Annotated in this window: 17 protein-coding genes; 8 read left to right on the forward strand and 9 right to left on the reverse strand. The window is 62.3% G+C overall.

Features of this window, described 5'->3' with window-relative positions; genetic code table 11:
- Positions 1 to 277: 277 nt before the first annotated feature.
- Together NKJ55_RS18510 and NKJ55_RS18515 are read right to left on the reverse strand one after the other, a co-directional pair.
- Positions 278 to 934 (reverse strand): glutathione S-transferase family protein, encoded by a 657-nt coding sequence (locus NKJ55_RS18510; protein WP_352451125.1) that lies wholly within the window; start codon positions 932 to 934, stop codon positions 278 to 280.
- A gap of 60 nt (positions 935 to 994) precedes the next feature.
- A complete protein-coding gene (locus NKJ55_RS18515; RefSeq protein ID WP_352451126.1) occupies positions 995 to 1,846 on the reverse strand; it encodes an alpha/beta fold hydrolase in 852 nt (283 codons plus the stop codon).
- A 97-nt stretch (positions 1,847 to 1,943) separates the two neighbouring features.
- Here NKJ55_RS18515 and NKJ55_RS18520 point away from each other — a divergent pair, with 97 nt between their 5' ends.
- From NKJ55_RS18520 to NKJ55_RS18530, 3 genes are all read left to right on the forward strand, one after another.
- On the forward strand, positions 1,944 to 2,468 hold the full coding sequence (locus tag NKJ55_RS18520; protein ID WP_352451127.1) for a winged helix-turn-helix transcriptional regulator: 525 nt from the start codon (positions 1,944 to 1,946) through the stop codon (positions 2,466 to 2,468).
- A 75-nt stretch (positions 2,469 to 2,543) separates the two neighbouring features.
- Positions 2,544 to 2,774 (forward strand): hypothetical protein, encoded by a 231-nt coding sequence (locus tag NKJ55_RS18525; RefSeq protein ID WP_023678501.1) that lies wholly within the window; start codon positions 2,544 to 2,546, stop codon positions 2,772 to 2,774.
- Positions 2,775 to 2,871: 97 nt separating this feature from the next.
- Positions 2,872 to 3,303 carry a GlcG/HbpS family heme-binding protein gene (locus NKJ55_RS18530; RefSeq protein WP_352451128.1) on the forward strand — a complete coding sequence of 144 codons (432 nt, stop codon included), beginning with the start codon at positions 2,872 to 2,874 and terminating at the stop codon, positions 3,301 to 3,303.
- Positions 3,304 to 3,313: 10 nt separating this feature from the next.
- On the opposite strand, the gene NKJ55_RS18535 is transcribed toward NKJ55_RS18530, so the two are convergent.
- The 3 genes from NKJ55_RS18535 to NKJ55_RS18545 form a co-directional block, all read right to left on the reverse strand.
- The gene (locus NKJ55_RS18535) at positions 3,314 to 3,715 is read right to left on the reverse strand and encodes a hypothetical protein (RefSeq protein ID WP_023678503.1); all 402 of its coding nucleotides are present in this window, start codon (positions 3,713 to 3,715) and stop codon (positions 3,314 to 3,316) included.
- A gap of 199 nt (positions 3,716 to 3,914) precedes the next feature.
- Entirely contained in the window at positions 3,915 to 4,097 is a 183-nt protein-coding gene (rpmF, locus tag NKJ55_RS18540; protein ID WP_006203806.1) for a 50S ribosomal protein L32, read from the reverse strand.
- A 139-nt stretch (positions 4,098 to 4,236) separates the two neighbouring features.
- Positions 4,237 to 4,995 (reverse strand): biosynthetic peptidoglycan transglycosylase, encoded by a 759-nt coding sequence (locus tag NKJ55_RS18545; RefSeq protein ID WP_031212144.1) that lies wholly within the window; start codon positions 4,993 to 4,995, stop codon positions 4,237 to 4,239.
- Positions 4,996 to 5,074: 79 nt separating this feature from the next.
- On the opposite strand from NKJ55_RS18545, the gene NKJ55_RS18550 reads away from it, so the two are divergent.
- On the forward strand, positions 5,075 to 5,992 hold the full coding sequence (locus tag NKJ55_RS18550; protein WP_352451129.1) for a polyprenyl synthetase family protein: 918 nt from the start codon (positions 5,075 to 5,077) through the stop codon (positions 5,990 to 5,992).
- Between the two features lie 170 nt (positions 5,993 to 6,162).
- Here the strand turns inward: NKJ55_RS18550 and NKJ55_RS18555 are convergent, their stop codons facing one another.
- The 3 genes from NKJ55_RS18555 to tkt all read right to left on the reverse strand — a co-directional run bounded on the left by NKJ55_RS18555 (position 6,163) and on the right by tkt (position 11,430).
- Positions 6,163 to 8,052 (reverse strand): potassium/proton antiporter, encoded by a 1,890-nt coding sequence (locus tag NKJ55_RS18555; RefSeq protein ID WP_352451130.1) that lies wholly within the window; start codon positions 8,050 to 8,052, stop codon positions 6,163 to 6,165.
- A gap of 217 nt (positions 8,053 to 8,269) precedes the next feature.
- Positions 8,270 to 9,280: a type I glyceraldehyde-3-phosphate dehydrogenase gene (gap, locus tag NKJ55_RS18560; RefSeq protein ID WP_023678507.1), complete on the reverse strand. Its 1,011-nt coding sequence runs from the start codon at positions 9,278 to 9,280 to the stop codon at positions 8,270 to 8,272.
- Positions 9,281 to 9,438: 158 nt separating this feature from the next.
- On the reverse strand, positions 9,439 to 11,430 hold the full coding sequence (gene tkt, locus NKJ55_RS18565; protein ID WP_352451131.1) for a transketolase: 1,992 nt from the start codon (positions 11,428 to 11,430) through the stop codon (positions 9,439 to 9,441).
- Between the two features lie 260 nt (positions 11,431 to 11,690).
- Here tkt and NKJ55_RS18570 point away from each other — a divergent pair, with 260 nt between their 5' ends.
- From NKJ55_RS18570 to NKJ55_RS18585, 4 genes are all read left to right on the forward strand, one after another.
- Complete coding sequence (locus tag NKJ55_RS18570) at positions 11,691 to 11,963, forward strand: DUF4164 domain-containing protein (RefSeq protein WP_006200774.1); 273 nt, start codon at positions 11,691 to 11,693, stop codon at positions 11,961 to 11,963.
- A gap of 4 nt (positions 11,964 to 11,967) precedes the next feature.
- Positions 11,968 to 12,333 (forward strand): cell division protein ZapA, encoded by a 366-nt coding sequence (locus NKJ55_RS18575; protein WP_023678510.1) that lies wholly within the window; start codon positions 11,968 to 11,970, stop codon positions 12,331 to 12,333.
- Positions 12,334 to 12,507: 174 nt separating this feature from the next.
- Positions 12,508 to 13,167, forward strand: a complete 660-nt coding sequence (locus NKJ55_RS18580) for a peroxiredoxin (RefSeq protein ID WP_023678511.1) — start codon at positions 12,508 to 12,510, stop codon at positions 13,165 to 13,167.
- A gap of 151 nt (positions 13,168 to 13,318) precedes the next feature.
- Positions 13,319 to 14,191 (forward strand): MBL fold metallo-hydrolase, encoded by an 873-nt coding sequence (locus tag NKJ55_RS18585; protein WP_352451132.1) that lies wholly within the window; start codon positions 13,319 to 13,321, stop codon positions 14,189 to 14,191.
- Between the two features lie 179 nt (positions 14,192 to 14,370).
- On the opposite strand, the gene NKJ55_RS18590 is transcribed toward NKJ55_RS18585, so the two are convergent.
- A complete protein-coding gene (locus NKJ55_RS18590) occupies positions 14,371 to 14,880 on the reverse strand; it encodes a hypothetical protein (RefSeq protein ID WP_031212145.1) in 510 nt (169 codons plus the stop codon).
- Positions 14,881 to 15,280: the final 400 nt, after the last annotated feature.

Below are 15,280 nucleotides of genomic sequence, written 5' to 3' on the forward strand. Positions count from 1 at the left end.
TCGGAGCCGAACTCCGGGTATCCGTTCAGGCCTCAAGGGAAAGACGAGGGCGATCCGACTCTAGCTCGACCCGTCAAACGGTCAGCAATTCCACCGATCCGACCCTCGCCGCTGAGGGAGGGCGGCTACCCTCTCTCAGCGTTCCTTTCTGACCCATTCGGCAGCGAAAGTCATAAGACAAGCAATTCCAGGAAAAGTGTGAAACGGTTTTCCGTACGGAATTGCGCAAAAACAAAGAGATAGAGCGGTTCGGCGTTTCCGTGAACGATGAACCACTCTAGCCATTGTTGTAGGGGAAGAGCTTGAAATACGGCTGCGCTTCCTCGATCACACGGGCAACCGAGGGGCGTTGCAGCAACCGGTCGTGATAGCGCCTGACCGCAGGATATTCGTCTCCGAACGGCTCGACCTTGTTGGCGTAGAACAGCGCGGGGGCGGCAGCGCAGTCGGCCATGGTGAAGCTCGCACCCACCGCCCATGTCGTCGACTGCATGTCCTGTTCAATGATGGCGTAGGAGCTGCGCAGCTGGGCGCGGGCCTGCTCGACGCCGAACGGATCGGTCTTGCCCTCCGGCCGCAGCCGGTCACCAACGATCTTCTGCATCGGTTCCTGGACGTAGAAGTCATAGATGCGGTCGGCAAGCCGGGTCTGACGGGCGAGATCGAGATCGCCGGGGATCAGCTCGACCGGTCCGGGATAATACGCGTTGAGATATTCGACGACGATCGTCGATTCCGGCACGGTCCGGTCCAGCGCCTCATCGCGCAGCACCGGCATCTTGCCGGCCGGCCACAATTTCAGGAACGCCGCGCGCGACTGTTCATTGCCGAGATCGACGACGACCGATGTGAATGGCGTGCCGTTCTCATAGAGCGCGATCAGCGGTTTCCAGCAGAAGGAGGCCAGCGGGTGAAGATGCATCGTCAGGGACATTTTGCTCCTATCTTTGGTGCTTCGTCTCGCGGGCATCCGGTGTCAAGGTTCGGCCCGCTGCTACGTGGCCCGGCTGTGGGCGACGATCGCATCGATGATCGCGGCCCAATCGTCGGGATGCAGCTCGTGGCCGCCGCCCTCGATCCGGACCAGTCTTGCACCGGCGACCGCGTCGGCAAGAGCGGCGCCATGCTCGGCTGGAAAGATCGGATCGTCGGTGCCGTGGACAACGAGGAGCGGAATCTTCATCTCGTGCAGCCGCCCCGTCCAGTCCTCGCCGCTCCGATCTTCGCCGCCCTTGAGCATGAAGTGATTGGTCGCGCTGAGAAAGCCGCCGGACCGGTCGTAGTCCTGTTCCACGAACGCTCTCGTCCGCGCCTCATCGAACGGATGCGCGGTGCCGGCGAGCGCACGCGCGTTTTTGACCATGAAATCGACCGCTTGGCCACGGTCAGACCAGTCGACCTTCGCGCCTTCGGCCGAATGTTTCCTATAGGCCTCGGTGGTTCCGGGCAAATGCGACGTATCGATGCCCAAGGGCGAGCTGCTGATCACCGTCAGCGAAGTGACACGCGACGGGTATTTCAACGCAACGAGCTGCGCGATCATGCCGCCCATCGACATGCCGACCACGTGCGCCTTTCGGATTCCCTGGTCGTCAAGGACGCGGACGGCATCGTCCACCATGTCGTCGAATGTATAAGGCGGCTCGCCCGGCGCGTATTTGGTCGAACGGCCGGTATCGCGATTGTCATAGCGGATCACGAAGCGACCCTCGCCGGCCAGCTTCCGGCAAAACGCTTCGGGCCACCAAAGCATGGAAGCCATCGCGCCCATGATCAACAACACCGCCGGATGGGCCGGATCGCCGAACGTCTGGGATGCGATTTCGGGGTCTTCGGCGTTTTTCATGGCTTTCCTCCTTGGGCTTCCAATCCGATTGCATTTTGCAATCAGTTGCACGATATTAAAACCGGTACGATAATGCAACCGGTTTTTGGAGATTCGCATGAACATCGATCGTCGGTCCGGATGCCCCATCAACCTGTCGCTCGAAGTGTTCGGTGACCGGTGGAGCCTGATCATCCTTCGCGACATCATCTTCGGCGGCAGACGCCACTTTCGCGAACTGCTCAACGGCTCGATGGAGGGCATCGCCTCCAACATCCTCGCCGACCGGCTGAAGCGGCTGATGGAGCTCGGCATGCTGACCAAGGCAGACGATCCCTCCCACAAGCAAAAGGCGATCTACAGCCTGACCGAAATGGCGATTACGCTGGTGCCAATCCTGGCGCATCTCGGCGCCTGGGGCCGCGTCTGGCTGCCGGTCAGCGAAGAGCTCTCTATCCGTGCCGAGCTTCTGGAAAAAGGCGGCCCGCCGATGTGGGATAAGTTCATGAACGAGTTGCGCCACGAGCATCTGGGTGCGTCTCCCGCCCCATCTGGACCCACCGTCCGCGCGACTTTGCAGGCCGGATACGATGCGGTAGTCGCCCGCAAGGCTGAGCGAGTTGGCTGCGATCCGGCGCCATGACCAACTTATTTTCCCAATTGCGGGCTGGCTCTGCTATCAAGGGACTGAAGATAATTTACGGATTGGATAACGCTCTTGGTCGAGAACTCTAAGGACACTGCCCGTGCGCGGGCCGATTTGCGTTTCAAGAAACAGGAAGAGGCAGCCACGGTTCGCCAGAAGGCGATGGCGGAATATGTCGCCGAGAGCGACGCTCGCCAAGCCAAGACCAACAAGCTGCGGGCGCTGCGCCTCGCCAAGGAAGCGGAAGACCTGGCCAATGCGCCTCCGGCCCCGGTGAAGAAGCCTCGCGCCAAGAAGAAATAGGCCGGCGCTTCCAGAATGCATGCTTCCTTTCGCACGCGAAACAGTTCACTCGGAGTCTGTTCTGCCGGTTGATAACTGGCGCGTTTAGGAGACGGCCATGACCGCACTGACGCTCGACAAAGCCCTTGAAATCATCGCCGCCGCCTTTGCCAAGGGTGCCGAGCTCAAGCTCAGGCCGCTTGGCGTCTCGGTGCTCGACGCCGGCGCCCATCTGGTCGCGTTCCAGCGTCAGGACGGCGCCTCGTTCCTGCGTCCGCAAATGTCGGCCGGCAAGGCCTATGGCGCGCTCGCTATCGGAATGGGCTCGCGCCGGGTGGAAGCTTTCGCCAAGGAGCGCCCGCATCTGATCGCCGGCGTCTCCGACGTGTCGGGCGGGCGCGTCCTGCCGGTCGTCGGCGGCGTGCTGATCCGTGACAACGCCGGCACGATCATCGGCGCCATCGGTATTTCCGGCGACACGTCCGACAATGATGAAACGGCAGCCATCGCCGGTGTCGAGGCGGCTGGCTTCTCCGCTGACCCGGGCTGAGTCGGGATCCTTAACTCATATTGATGTCGCGGGTGGCCGACCGCATCGACACCGAAAAGCCGGCCAGCACGTCGATCAGCGCTATGACCATCAGTGTGAAGAAAACGGAATGGGCGGCGCCCTTCACCAGCAGGAACTCGACCAGATAGGCCACAAAGACGAAGGTCGACAAAAGATGGTCCATGATCGAGGCATTTGTCGTGCGCGTCGACTTCACCACTTCGACGAACAAGAAGATCAGTGCGATCAGCACGATGAGGTCGCCGAGGGTCATCGAGAACACGCCACCCGACATCATCCGGACCGAAAACATTTCGGTGGCCCACGGATCGTCGCCGCTGCCGAATATTCCCAGAAGCCCGAGATTGTAGAGGATGAAAGGCACGATCAGCAGCGGGATGGCACCGAACATGTGGCGGCTCCGGTTGGACTGATCTTTGTAGAGTGCGCCCGGCGTTCGCCGTCAAGAATTTTCGTGCGGCCGATAAACACGGACAAAGACGGCGTGAAACAACAATGTCAGGCCCGGCTGATACGATCAGTTGTCGCCAACGCAAAAAGACCGGCCAATGGCCGGTCGTTTCGCAACCCATAAACCGTCGAAAGCTCTCTCAGCTTTCCTTCGGCTCCAGAACCTGGCGACCGCGATACATGCCGGTCTTCAGGTCGATATGGTGCGGACGGCGCATCTCGCCGGAGTTCTTGTCCTCGACATAGGTCGGGGCCTTCAGTGCGTCGGCAGAACGGCGCATGCCGCGCTTCGACGGAGAGGTTTTTCGTTTCGGAACGGCCATGGATATGCTCCACTACATGGTCAAAACGCCCCGGCGGCCCTCGTGAAAGGGCCACATCAGGGGCCGGAATCTGAGAAAGTCGGGTGCCTATACACGCCCGACGGCGTTTTGGCCAGCGTCGCCGTGTTTTTTTTTGACACTATCGCAGGCAACCGACATAGGCGCCGGCGCGGCCGGCGCGCCGTTCGATCAACGCGGCAAGCCGCCTCAGTCCCGGCCCGGGCTTCGCCGGATTGCGCACGATCGGATTCGGCAAGGTGACGGCAAGCAGCGCTGCCTGCCGGCGCGACAGCTGTTTTGCCGAGACGCCGAAATGATGCTGGGCGGCGGCCTCGATACCGTAGATGCCCGGTCCCCATTCGGCGATGTTGAGGTAGATCTCCATGATCCGCCGTTTCGACAGCACCGCATCGAAATAGACGGCCAGCGGCAGTTCCACGACCTTACGGACCGAGCCCAACGGCCGCGACCATAGATAAAGATTCTTTACCGTCTGCATGGTGATGGTCGAGGCGCCACGTGTCATCTCGCCGGCGAGCGCATCGTCGACGACGCCGCGCAACTCGCCCAGATCGACGCCGCGATGGAAACAGAACTGCCCGTCCTCCGACATGATGACCGAATATGCCAGCACCGGCGCCACATCGTCGATGGAAACCCAGCGCCGATCGTAGCCAGAAAACGTCGCCAGGTCCTTCAGCATCAATGTCGACACCGGATGCACGAATGTCGGCAGGTACAGGAAGGTCAGCACCACCGGCACCAGCGCCAGCACGACGGCGACGGCGATGCCGCGCCGGACCCAGCGTTGAAGACCGATGCGGCTGCCGCGTCTCGGTCTCGCCATGTCCAACCCTTCGGTTTCGTGATCGACGATCGGTTCCGCCAAGCCACCCAGTCCGCGCTACTCCCTGCCCCCGGCATAATGGCGCTTGGCTTCTTGCGCAACGTCTGAGTGTCGGCTACCGCTCCCGACCATGACGAAAGACGATCAAATGGCGTTCGAAGCTGCACTTATTGCCCGGGCAGTTCCGCTCGAGGCGCTGCTGAGGCGGTTGCTCGACGGACGGACGCTTTCGGGCGAGGTCGCGCGGCCCGAACGCCTGATGGCGGCAATGCGACATGGCGTGCTGAACGGCGGCAAACGACTGCGTCCCTTCCTGGTCATGGAAAGTGCTGCACTGTTTTCAGCCGACGGCGAGGCGGCGCTGCGCGTCGCGGCGGCGCTCGAATGCGTGCACTGCTATTCGCTCATCCATGACGATCTGCCGGCCATGGACGACGACGATTTGCGCCGCGGCCAGCCGACCGTGCACAGGGCTTTCGATGAGGCGACCGCCATTCTTGCGGGCGACGCCTTGCTGACACTTGCCTTCGACATCCTTGCCGACGAGGCGACAATGCTGCCGGCCGAGCGCAGGGCAACGCTGGTGCTGGCACTGGCCCGCGCCGCCGGGGCGGGAAGCATGGTCGGCGGCCAGATGCTCGATCTCGAAGCCGAACAAAGCCGGCCGGACGAGGCCGGCATCATCCGGCTTCAGGCGATGAAAACCGGTGCGCTGATCCGCTTTGCCTGCGAAGCGGGCGCTATCCTTGCCGGCGCGCCGTCGGGCGACCGCGAAAGGCTGGCCGAGTTCGGCTCGGCGATCGGGCTTGCCTTTCAGCTTGCCGACGATCTGCTCGACCTGACCGCCGACGCGCATCAGATGGGCAAGGCGACCGGCAAGGATGCCGCGGCCGGCAAGGCGACGCTGGTCGCGCTGCACGGACCGGGCTGGGCGCGGGGCCAGCTCCATGGCCTCGTTGACCAGGCTCATGCGCTGCTCGAGCCTTTTGGCGCACAAGCCGCGCTTCTGAAACAAGCGGCGCAGTTCGTAGCGGCCCGCAACAATTAAAAGCGCTCCCTATGGCGCGCCGGAGAATTGGCGACTGATCGGCCGGACGCCCTCGCAACCGGCCGATCGGGATCATTTCCGGCGATGTCGGACCACATGGACCCGCCATACCAGTTGCCGAGCCATTCTTCAGCCTCGCGGCAGGGTTCCGCGGCTCGGGTGGACAGCGGTCAGCCTTCGCCAGTTGTCTTTTCCACCACTGGCTGCGGAACCGGTTCCATCTCGGCCGCCGCCTCGACCGCCTGCGCCTCGGCCGGCTTGCGCCGGTTGCGGATGAAGGCGGCGATGCGGTCGCGGATTTCGCCGGCGCTGAGGAACACCGGAACGCGCGCCACCGGCGCGGTCGGCTCAAAGGACAGGCCAAGGCCGGTGATCCTGCCCTTGTCGTCGACGTCGCGGACGATCAGCTCGATCGGACCGAGCAGCACGCGGTCGGCGTATTCGGCGTGGCCGCCGAGCCGGGTAGTGACCAGGTCGCCAATGCTGAGCTTGCGTTCCGCTTCGGTCAGGCCCGGCGCGTAGGCGGTCTCCAGTTCCTCGGCGGGGCGTGACGGATCGACGGCGAAGGCCCCGAAGAAATCCGCGTCCTCGGGATCGACCACGGCACGGCTGGCGAACAGCTTGTCGAGCAGGCGCGGATAGCGGTCCGGCACGAAGATGTAGACATGGTCGCCGGCCGCGAGCCGGCCCATATCCTGGAAGCGCATCGAGCGTCCGTCGCGCAGCACCAGCGACGGCCGCGCCCAGCGCGGAATGCGTTCGCCGCGCGCCACCGGGCTGCCAGGTGCCACGCGGTAGGCGAGAAGCTCATGATGGGCGGAGCCCGGCAGTTCCAATTCGACCTTGTCGAGCGGTCCCAGGCGGGCCGGCACGATAAGGCCGAGACGGCGCGCCAGCGGCCCGACGGTCCATCCCTGGATGATCAGCGAGACCAGCACGATGATGAAGGCAGTGTTGAAGATGAGGCGGCCGTTCTCAAGACCGCCGAGCAGCGGCGTGATGGCAAGCAGGATCGACACGGCACCACGCAGGCCAACCCACGAGACGAAGGCGACTTCCGGGCGTGGCAGACGGAACGGCACCAGGCAGAGCCAGACGGCGATTGGCCGTGCCACAAATACCAGGAACAGGCCGAGCAGCACTGCCGGCACCAGGATCGCCGGAAATTGCGAAGGCGTCGCGAACAGGCCGAGGATCAGGAACATGATGATCTGCGCCAGCCACGACATGCCGTCCTGGAAGCGCTTGAGGATGGTGACGGCCCGGATATCGGAATTGCCGGCAATCAGGCCTGCGAGATAGACCGCCAGGAAGCCGGAGCCGCCGACGGCACCGGCGGCAGCGAACACCATAAGCGACAGCGTCAGCACGAAGATCGGCAGCAGGCCGTGATCGAGATTGAGGCGATCGACAAGGCGCACGATGGCCATGCCGCCGAGAATGCCGATGACCGCGCCGAGCCCCATGTTGACAAGGAAGCCGACGGCAAGATCGGTGACCAGCACCTTGGCCTCGGGGTGGGTATTGGCGGCGATGACCTCGACCAGCGTGATGGTCAGGAAGATGGCGATCGGGTCATTTGTGCCGGATTCCACCTCGAGCGTGGACCGCACGCGCTCGCGCAAATTGATCTCGCCGGCGCGCAGCAGGAAGAACACCGCCGCGGCGTCGGTCGAGGCGACGGCGGCACCGAGCAGGAAGGATTCCAGCCAGGTCAGGTCGAGCAGATAATAGGCGGCGGCGCCGAAGAGCCCGGTGGTCAAAAGGACGCCGAATGTGGCCAGCGACAGCGCCGGCCCGGCCGCCTGCCGCAAGGCGTTGAGCGGCGTGCCGAAGCCGGAATCGAAAAGGATGACCGCCAGCGCCAATGAGCCGGCAAAATAAGCAACTCGGGCATTGTCGAAATGGATGCCGAGACCGTCGGTTCCGGTGGCGAGGCCGATGCAGAGAAACAGCAGCAGGAGAGGGGCGCCGAAACGGAAGGCGATCAGGCTTGAAAACGCGGCGGCAACGACAAGTGCTGCGCCAACGAGCGTCACAAGATAGATACCATGCTCCATTCGTTGGTCGCCCCTAGTCGATATGCTCCGGCATCACGGGAGAGTGGGGCGAAGACATGGCCGCTGCAAGGCAGCAGCGTGGCTTTTTGCCCCACGCTGCCGATCGTCGAAAGTTTTGGCACCCCCGAGCAGCGGAGCGTGCCTCGGCGGTTCGTGCTGCAATGAAAAACGCCCGGACTGAGCCGGGCGTCTCCAGGTCGAGAAGCTGGCTCTGCGATCAGGCGATGGTCTTGCCGAAGGCGACGGCGGTATCGCCCATGCGGTTGGAAAAGCCCCACTCATTGTCGTACCACGACAGCACCGAAACGAAGTTGCCGTCCATGACCTTGGTCTGGTCGAGCGCCACGATCGAGGAATGCGGATCATGGTTGAAGTCGATCGAAACATTGGGGTGACGGGTAACGGCGAGGATGCCCTTCAGCTTGCCGTTCGAGGCGGCGATCACCGCGTCATTGATCTCCTGGACGGTGGTCGGCCGCTTGGCGATGAACTTGAAATCGACGAGCGAGACGTTCGGGGTCGGCACGCGGATGGAGATGCCGTCGAGCTTGCCCTTGAGCTCGGGCAGTACCAGGCCGATGGCCTTGGCAGCACCGGTCGAGGTCGGAATCTGCGACAGCGCGGCGGCGCGGGCGCGGTAGAGGTCCTTGTGCATGGTGTCCAGCGTCGGCTGGTCGCCGGTGTAGGAATGGATCGTCGTCATCATGCCCTTTTCGATGCCGACCGCCTCATTCAGCACGGCCGCCAGCGGCGCCAGGCAGTTGGTGGTGCAGGAGGCGTTCGAGATGACGATGTGGTCCTTGGTCAGCTTGTCGTGATTGATGCCATAGACGACGGTGAGATCGGCGCCCTCTGCCGGAGCGGAGACGAGAACGCGCTTGGCACCGGCGGTCAGATGGGCGACGGCCTTGTCGCGGGCGGTGAAGATGCCGGTGCATTCGAGCGCGATGTCGATGCCAAGCTCCTTCCAGGGCAGTTGTGTCGGATCCTTGATCGCGGTGACCTTGAATTTTTCCTTGCCGACGATGATCTGGTCGCCGTCAACCGTCACCTCGTGCGGAAAGCGGCCATGCACGCTGTCGAAGCGCAGCAGATGCGCGTTGGTCTCGACCGGGCCGAGATCGTTGACCGCGACGACGTCGATATCCTTGCGGCCGGATTCATGGATGGCGCGCAGGATGTTGCGGCCGATGCGGCCGAATCCGTTGATGGCAACTCTGACGGTCATTGTTCTCTCCCTGGGAGTTGGAGGCCGAAGATCAAGTCCGCAGCTTCATAACGGCGGACGGGCAAAGAATCCAGCCGCCGAGGCGTGGATTTAAATCGATTAGTGCTCCACCGCCCGGCAAAACCGCTATGCCAGCCTTTGCCGGGCGGGGCTCACTTTCATTTGCCATGCAGACGGGCTTCCGCCGCCTTCACCGTTGCCTCGGCTGTGATGCCGAAATGCGGGTAGAGCTGTTCGATGGTGCCGGAGGCGCCGAAGCCGGTCATGCCGACAAAGATGCCGTCGGTGCCGATGAAGTGATCCCAGCCCTGACGGATGCCGGCTTCGATGGCAATCTTGAGCGGCGCATTGCCGATCGTCCTGCTGCGATAGTCGGCGCTCTGCTTGTCGAACAATTCGAAACACGGCACCGAGACGACGCGGGTCGCGTGGCCGTGCTTTTCCAAGGCCTCGCGGGCGGCCAGCGCGATCTCGACCTCGGAGCCCGAAGCGAAGATCGTCACCGCCGCCTCGCCACTGGCGGCGGCAAGTTCATAGGCGCCGCGGCTGGAGAGGTTTTCCGCAACGAAGTCGTTGCGTACCGTCGGCAGGTTCTGCCGGGTCAGCGCCAATGTCGAAGGCGTCTTTTCCGACTCAATGGCCAACTGCCAGCATTCCGCGGTTTCCACCGCGTCGGCCGGGCGTAAGACATTGTGGTTCGGAATGGCGCGAAGTGCTGCCAGATGCTCGACCGGCTGATGGGTCGGGCCGTCTTCGCCAAGGCCGATGGAATCATGGGTCATGACGAAGATCGAGCGGATGCCCATCAGCGAAGCAAGCCGCATCGCCGGACGGGCATAATCGGAAAAGCACATGAAAGTGCCGCCATAGGCGATAATGCCGCCATGCAATGTCAGCCCGTTGAGCGCGGCCGCCATGCCGTGCTCGCGAACGCCGTAATGAACGTAGCGCTGGCCGTAATCGTCGGCGGTGATGTTCTTGGTCTGGCTGGTCTTGGTGTTGTTGGAGCCGGTCAAATCGGCCGAGCCGCCGATGGTTTCGGGCACGGCGCCGTTGATGACCTCCAGCGCCATTTCCGATGACTTACGGGTGGCGACCTTCGGCTTGTCGGCGGCGAGCTTTTTCTTGTAATCGCCAATGACGGCGTCGAAGTTGGCTGGCAGCGTGCCACTGATGCGGCGTTCGAACTCTGCGCGCAATTGGGCATCAGCCTTGGCAAGCCGGCTTTCCCAGTCGGTGCGCGCCTTGACGCTGGTCCGCCCGGCGGTACGCCATGCGTCGACGATGTCGGCCGGGACCTCGAAGGGCGGCGAATCCCAGCCGAAGAATTTTCTGGCGCCGGCGATTTCCTCGGCGCCGAGCGGCGAGCCGTGCGCCTTGTTGGTGCCGGCCTTGGTCGGCGCGCCGAAGCCGATCGTCGTCTTGCAGGCAATCATCGTCGGCTTGTCGGAGTGGCGGGCCGCTTCGATGGCATAGGCGATCGCTTCCGGGTCCTGGCCGTCGATATGGCTGGCATTCCAGCCGGACGCCTGGAAGCGGGCGACTTGGTCGGTGTTGTCGGCCAGCGACACCGGGCCATCGATCGAGATGTTGTTGTTGTCCCAGAAGACGATCAGCTTGTTCAGCTTCAGATGTCCGGCAAGCGCAATGGCTTCCTGGGATACGCCTTCCATCAGGCAGCCGTCACCGGCCAGCACATAGGTGTAGTGGTCGACGAGATCATTGCCGAAAGCGGCATTCATGATGCGCTCGCCGAGCGCGAAGCCGACAGAATTGGCGAGGCCCTGGCCGAGTGGGCCGGTCGTCGTCTCGATGCCGGCGGCATGGCCGTATTCCGGGTGACCCGCGGTCCTCGACCCCAATTGGCGGAACTGCTTGATCTGGTCGATGGTGATGTCTTCGTAGCCGGTCAGATAGAGCAGCGAGTAAAGCAGCATCGAGCCGTGGCCGGCCGACAGGATAAAGCGATCGCGGTCCGGCCAATGCGGGTTCTTCGGATCGTATTTGAGAAAGCGGGTGAACAGCACCGTGGCGATGTCGGCGCAGCCCATGGGCAATCCGGGATGGCCGGAGTTTGCCTTCTCCACAGCGTCCATGGCGAGAAAACGGATCGCATTGGCCATCCGGTCATGTTGTTCGCGCGAAGTCATGCTTCCTCCAAAATGGGGGTTTGGGCCTTGGGAAAGCCCTTGAAAAGGGTGCGCGACACATAGCAGGCGCGGCCTTTTAGTCAACAAATCGGTGTGCTTTTGCCGGTCTTGTGATGGCCATGCGCGACTTACATTAGCGTTAGCAGGGGACAGTCGCGACAGCTTTATTGACGTGCGGTTCACACGACGCGTAATGTTTCAGGGATAACGCGTTCTGAACGTGGATGATTCGGTGATGGGCAGGGCGCAGGACGAAAGCCATGACCGGGGAAACGACCCTCAAGGAAGTCATTGCCAGGCTGGGTAAGGCCATCGAAGGGCTGGAAAACGCCGTCGCGGCCAAGCTCGAGCACGAGCGGGACTATTCGGAAGCCGAGGCCGAAGTGCAGCGGATGAACGCCGACCGCTCGCGGCTGGCGCAGGAGCTCGACAATTCCGAAGCTCGCGCCGAACGGCTGGAAGATGCCAACAAGGAAGTGTCGCGAAGGCTGGTGACAGCCATGGAAACCATCCGCGCGGTACTGGACAGGTAGGCCAATGGCACAAGTCACGGTTTCCATCGACGGCAAGCAGTATCGGATGGCCTGCGACGAGGGCCAGGAAGAGCATCTGATCGATCTTGCCGAGCGCTTCGACCGCTATGTCTCGCATCTGAAGGATTCTTTTGGCGAGATCGGCGACCAGCGGCTGACCGTGATGGCCGGCATCATGGTCATGGACGAGCTTTCGGAACTGCAGAAGCGGGTCAAGGGCATGGAAAGCGAAGTGCTGACGCTGCGCAAGACGCGCGACGATGCACTGACCAAGGCCGACAAGAACGATTCCGCGCTGACCGGGGCGCTCGGCGCGCTGGCCCAGCGCATGGAAGACCTGGCGACGACGCTGGCAGTGAACAAGGCCTGAGCCAGCGCAGCGAAAATTCCTGCGGCATTTGCCGAGAAGCAATGAAAATATTTCGCCGCCGGCCTTGATGCCGGCGCAACAGGCATTTGAAGGATGACGCCGGAGTGATAGAAAGGCAAAAGCAGCGCCGGTCAACGCCGGCTGCGATCTGCACTCACAGGGTAGGGACACGCTATGAGCCTTCGTATCAACGATATCGCACCGGACTTCACCGCTGAGACCACGCAAGGACCGATCAGCTTCCATGAATGGATCGGCGACGGCTGGGCAGTATTGTTCAGCCATCCGAAGAACTTTACGCCGGTTTGCACGACCGAACTCGGCACGATGGCCGGGCTCGAAGGCGAGTTCAGGAAGCGCAACGTCAAGATCATCGGCATCTCGGTCGATCCCGTCCAAAGCCATGAAAAGTGGCAGAATGACATCAAGACCGCGACCGGTCATTCGGTGAACTACCCGCTGATCGGCGACAAGGATCTCAAGGTCGCCAAGCTTTACGAGATGCTGCCGGCGGGTGCCGGCGAGAGCTCGGAAGGCCGCACGCCCGCCGACAATGCCACGGTGCGTTCGGTTTACGTCATCGGGCCCGACAAGAAGATCAAGCTGGTTCTCACCTATCCGATGACGACCGGCCGCAACTTCGACGAAATCCTGCGCGCCATCGATTCCATGCAGCTGACCGCCAAGCACCAGGTGGCGACGCCGGCGAACTGGAAGCAGGGCGAGGACGTCATCATCACCGCTGCCGTCTCGAATGAGGATGCCATCAAGCGCTTCGGCGCCTACGAGACGATCCTGCCATATCTCAGGAAAACCAAGCAGCCTTCCGCCTGAGCAGGCAGAGGCGGCACGGAGAATTTTCGGTTTTCCTGGTCGTGTGAGTGTGGGGTGCTTGACGGCGCCTGGTTGACGGACAACCATGCCTTTCATTTGCCGTGGCAGAGAAAGTCATTCCTGCCACGGTGAGGATCAAGGGGGGCTGGGATTGGACGCATTATCGGCCAGGTCGCAGGTCACCGGCTTCTATGACAAGCCGAGCGGGTCCGTCCAGTATGTGGTCGCCGACATGGCGACCCGCAAATGCGCCATCATCGATCCGGTGCTCGACTTCGACGAAAGGTCCGGTGCAACGGCAACGAAAAACGCCGACGCCCTGCTCGACTTCGTCAGGGAAAGCGGGCTGGAGGTCGAGTGGATCCTCGACACGCATCCGCATGCCGATCATTTCTCCGCCGCCCATTATCTGAGGGGGAGAACCGGAGCGCCGACGGCAATCGGCGAAAAGGTCATCGACGTCCAGAAATTGTGGAAGGTGATCTACAACTGGCCGGAATTCCCCGCCGACGGTTCGCAATGGGACAGGCTGTTCGCCGACGGCGCAACTTTTTCGGTCGGCGGCCTTCCGGCAAGAGTGCTGTTTTCGCCGGGCCACACACTGGCCTCGATAACTTACGTCATCGCCGACGCCGCCTTCATCCACGACACGCTGTTCATGCCGGACAGCGGCACCGCCAGGACAGACTTTCCCGGCGGCAGCGCCGAGCGGCTCTGGCGTTCGATCGAGGACATCCTGGCGCTGCCGGACGAGACACGTCTGTTCGTCGGTCACGACTACCAGCCGGGTGACCGCGAAGCGCGGTGGGAAAGCACGGTGGCGGAGCAGAAAGCCGGCAACATCCATGTTGCCGGCTGCAAGACGGAAGCCGACTTCGTCGCGCTCCGCCAAGCCCGCGACAGGACGTTGCCGATGCCGCGGCTGATCCTGCACGCGCTGCAGGTCAATATGAATGGCGGACGCCTGCCGGAACCGGAATCCAACGGGCGGCGCTATCTGAAATTTCCGCTCGATTGCCTGTGAGGAGATGGGTCGCTGCCACTACAATGCCGTTCAGACTCGGCGCTGCGCTCATCGTCCCGCGATGGTCATCCAAGTTATTGATCCTGAGTCGATTTTTGCAATGTTTGAATCCGATGATCCATACGGGGACCGCGTCGGCAGCCGGATGAGGAGCGGCGCAGACGCCAGCCAGTCCAGCGTCAGGGTTTTGTTCGGCGGGCTAAATGTTCATACGTGATTTGCCAAGGATCGCTCTCGGAAGATCTTTCCTCGCCGATCCAATGGAAGCTGGTGGCAGTGATCTCAGTGAAACGCCATCGAGTTTGCAGACCGCGCGAGTCATTGCCGAGCTGGACAATGTCCTTACCCTCGGCCCGCCCGATCTGGCGCGAGTGATCCCGGTTGAGCGGGTCGTTCCATATGATATGCCAGCCATCGATCCCAGGGTCGAAGATGCGCAAGGTCGTACCATACATCGTCGACGGCGCAGGGCGCTTGGGCCTGATCCAAACGTCCTGAATCGCGCGGCCTTCGAGCACCCAGCCAAAATGGCATTCGCCATCCCATTTCTGGATTGTGCCGTCGTCGAGGTAGTGGACCGAGTCCATTTCCCAGCTTCCAATTAGCCATCCATACAGGGCCATGTCTTTCGCTCGGTCGGCTGGCGGACCTTCGGATCCGAGAGCGGCCAGAAACGGAGAAATGGTCATCGTCACACTGCCTTTCGTTTTCAATAAACGAGCTCAACTGCCCGGCGCAGCCCCGGCGGCTCGTTGTCGCGCCGCCTGCCGCGAGCGCCGGGTTGTGGAATGCCGCGGTCGGCGCCGCAACATTGCCGCCACAGCTTGCAGTCTTGCGGTTTTCAGGGCTTGGGGAAAATTGCGGTAATGCCGCTATCGATGCGATCGTCTGGGGGCTACTGAGCAGTTATAGCGGCGGATCGGACATCCGCGAAGGCGCCGCGGAACCGGCAACCCGCTAATGCATGTCGCGCAAAAGTGTGCAGCGGTTTTGCGATAACGACATGCACAAAAACAAGACTCTAAAGCGCGTCGCACAAGGCCGGCCGAACGCGACGCGCTTTAGAAAAAAACGGCGGCGCCAGTTACC

Source organism: Mesorhizobium sp. M0106 (genome assembly GCF_040322715.1).
Taxonomy (GTDB): Bacteria; Pseudomonadota; Alphaproteobacteria; order Rhizobiales; family Rhizobiaceae; genus Mesorhizobium.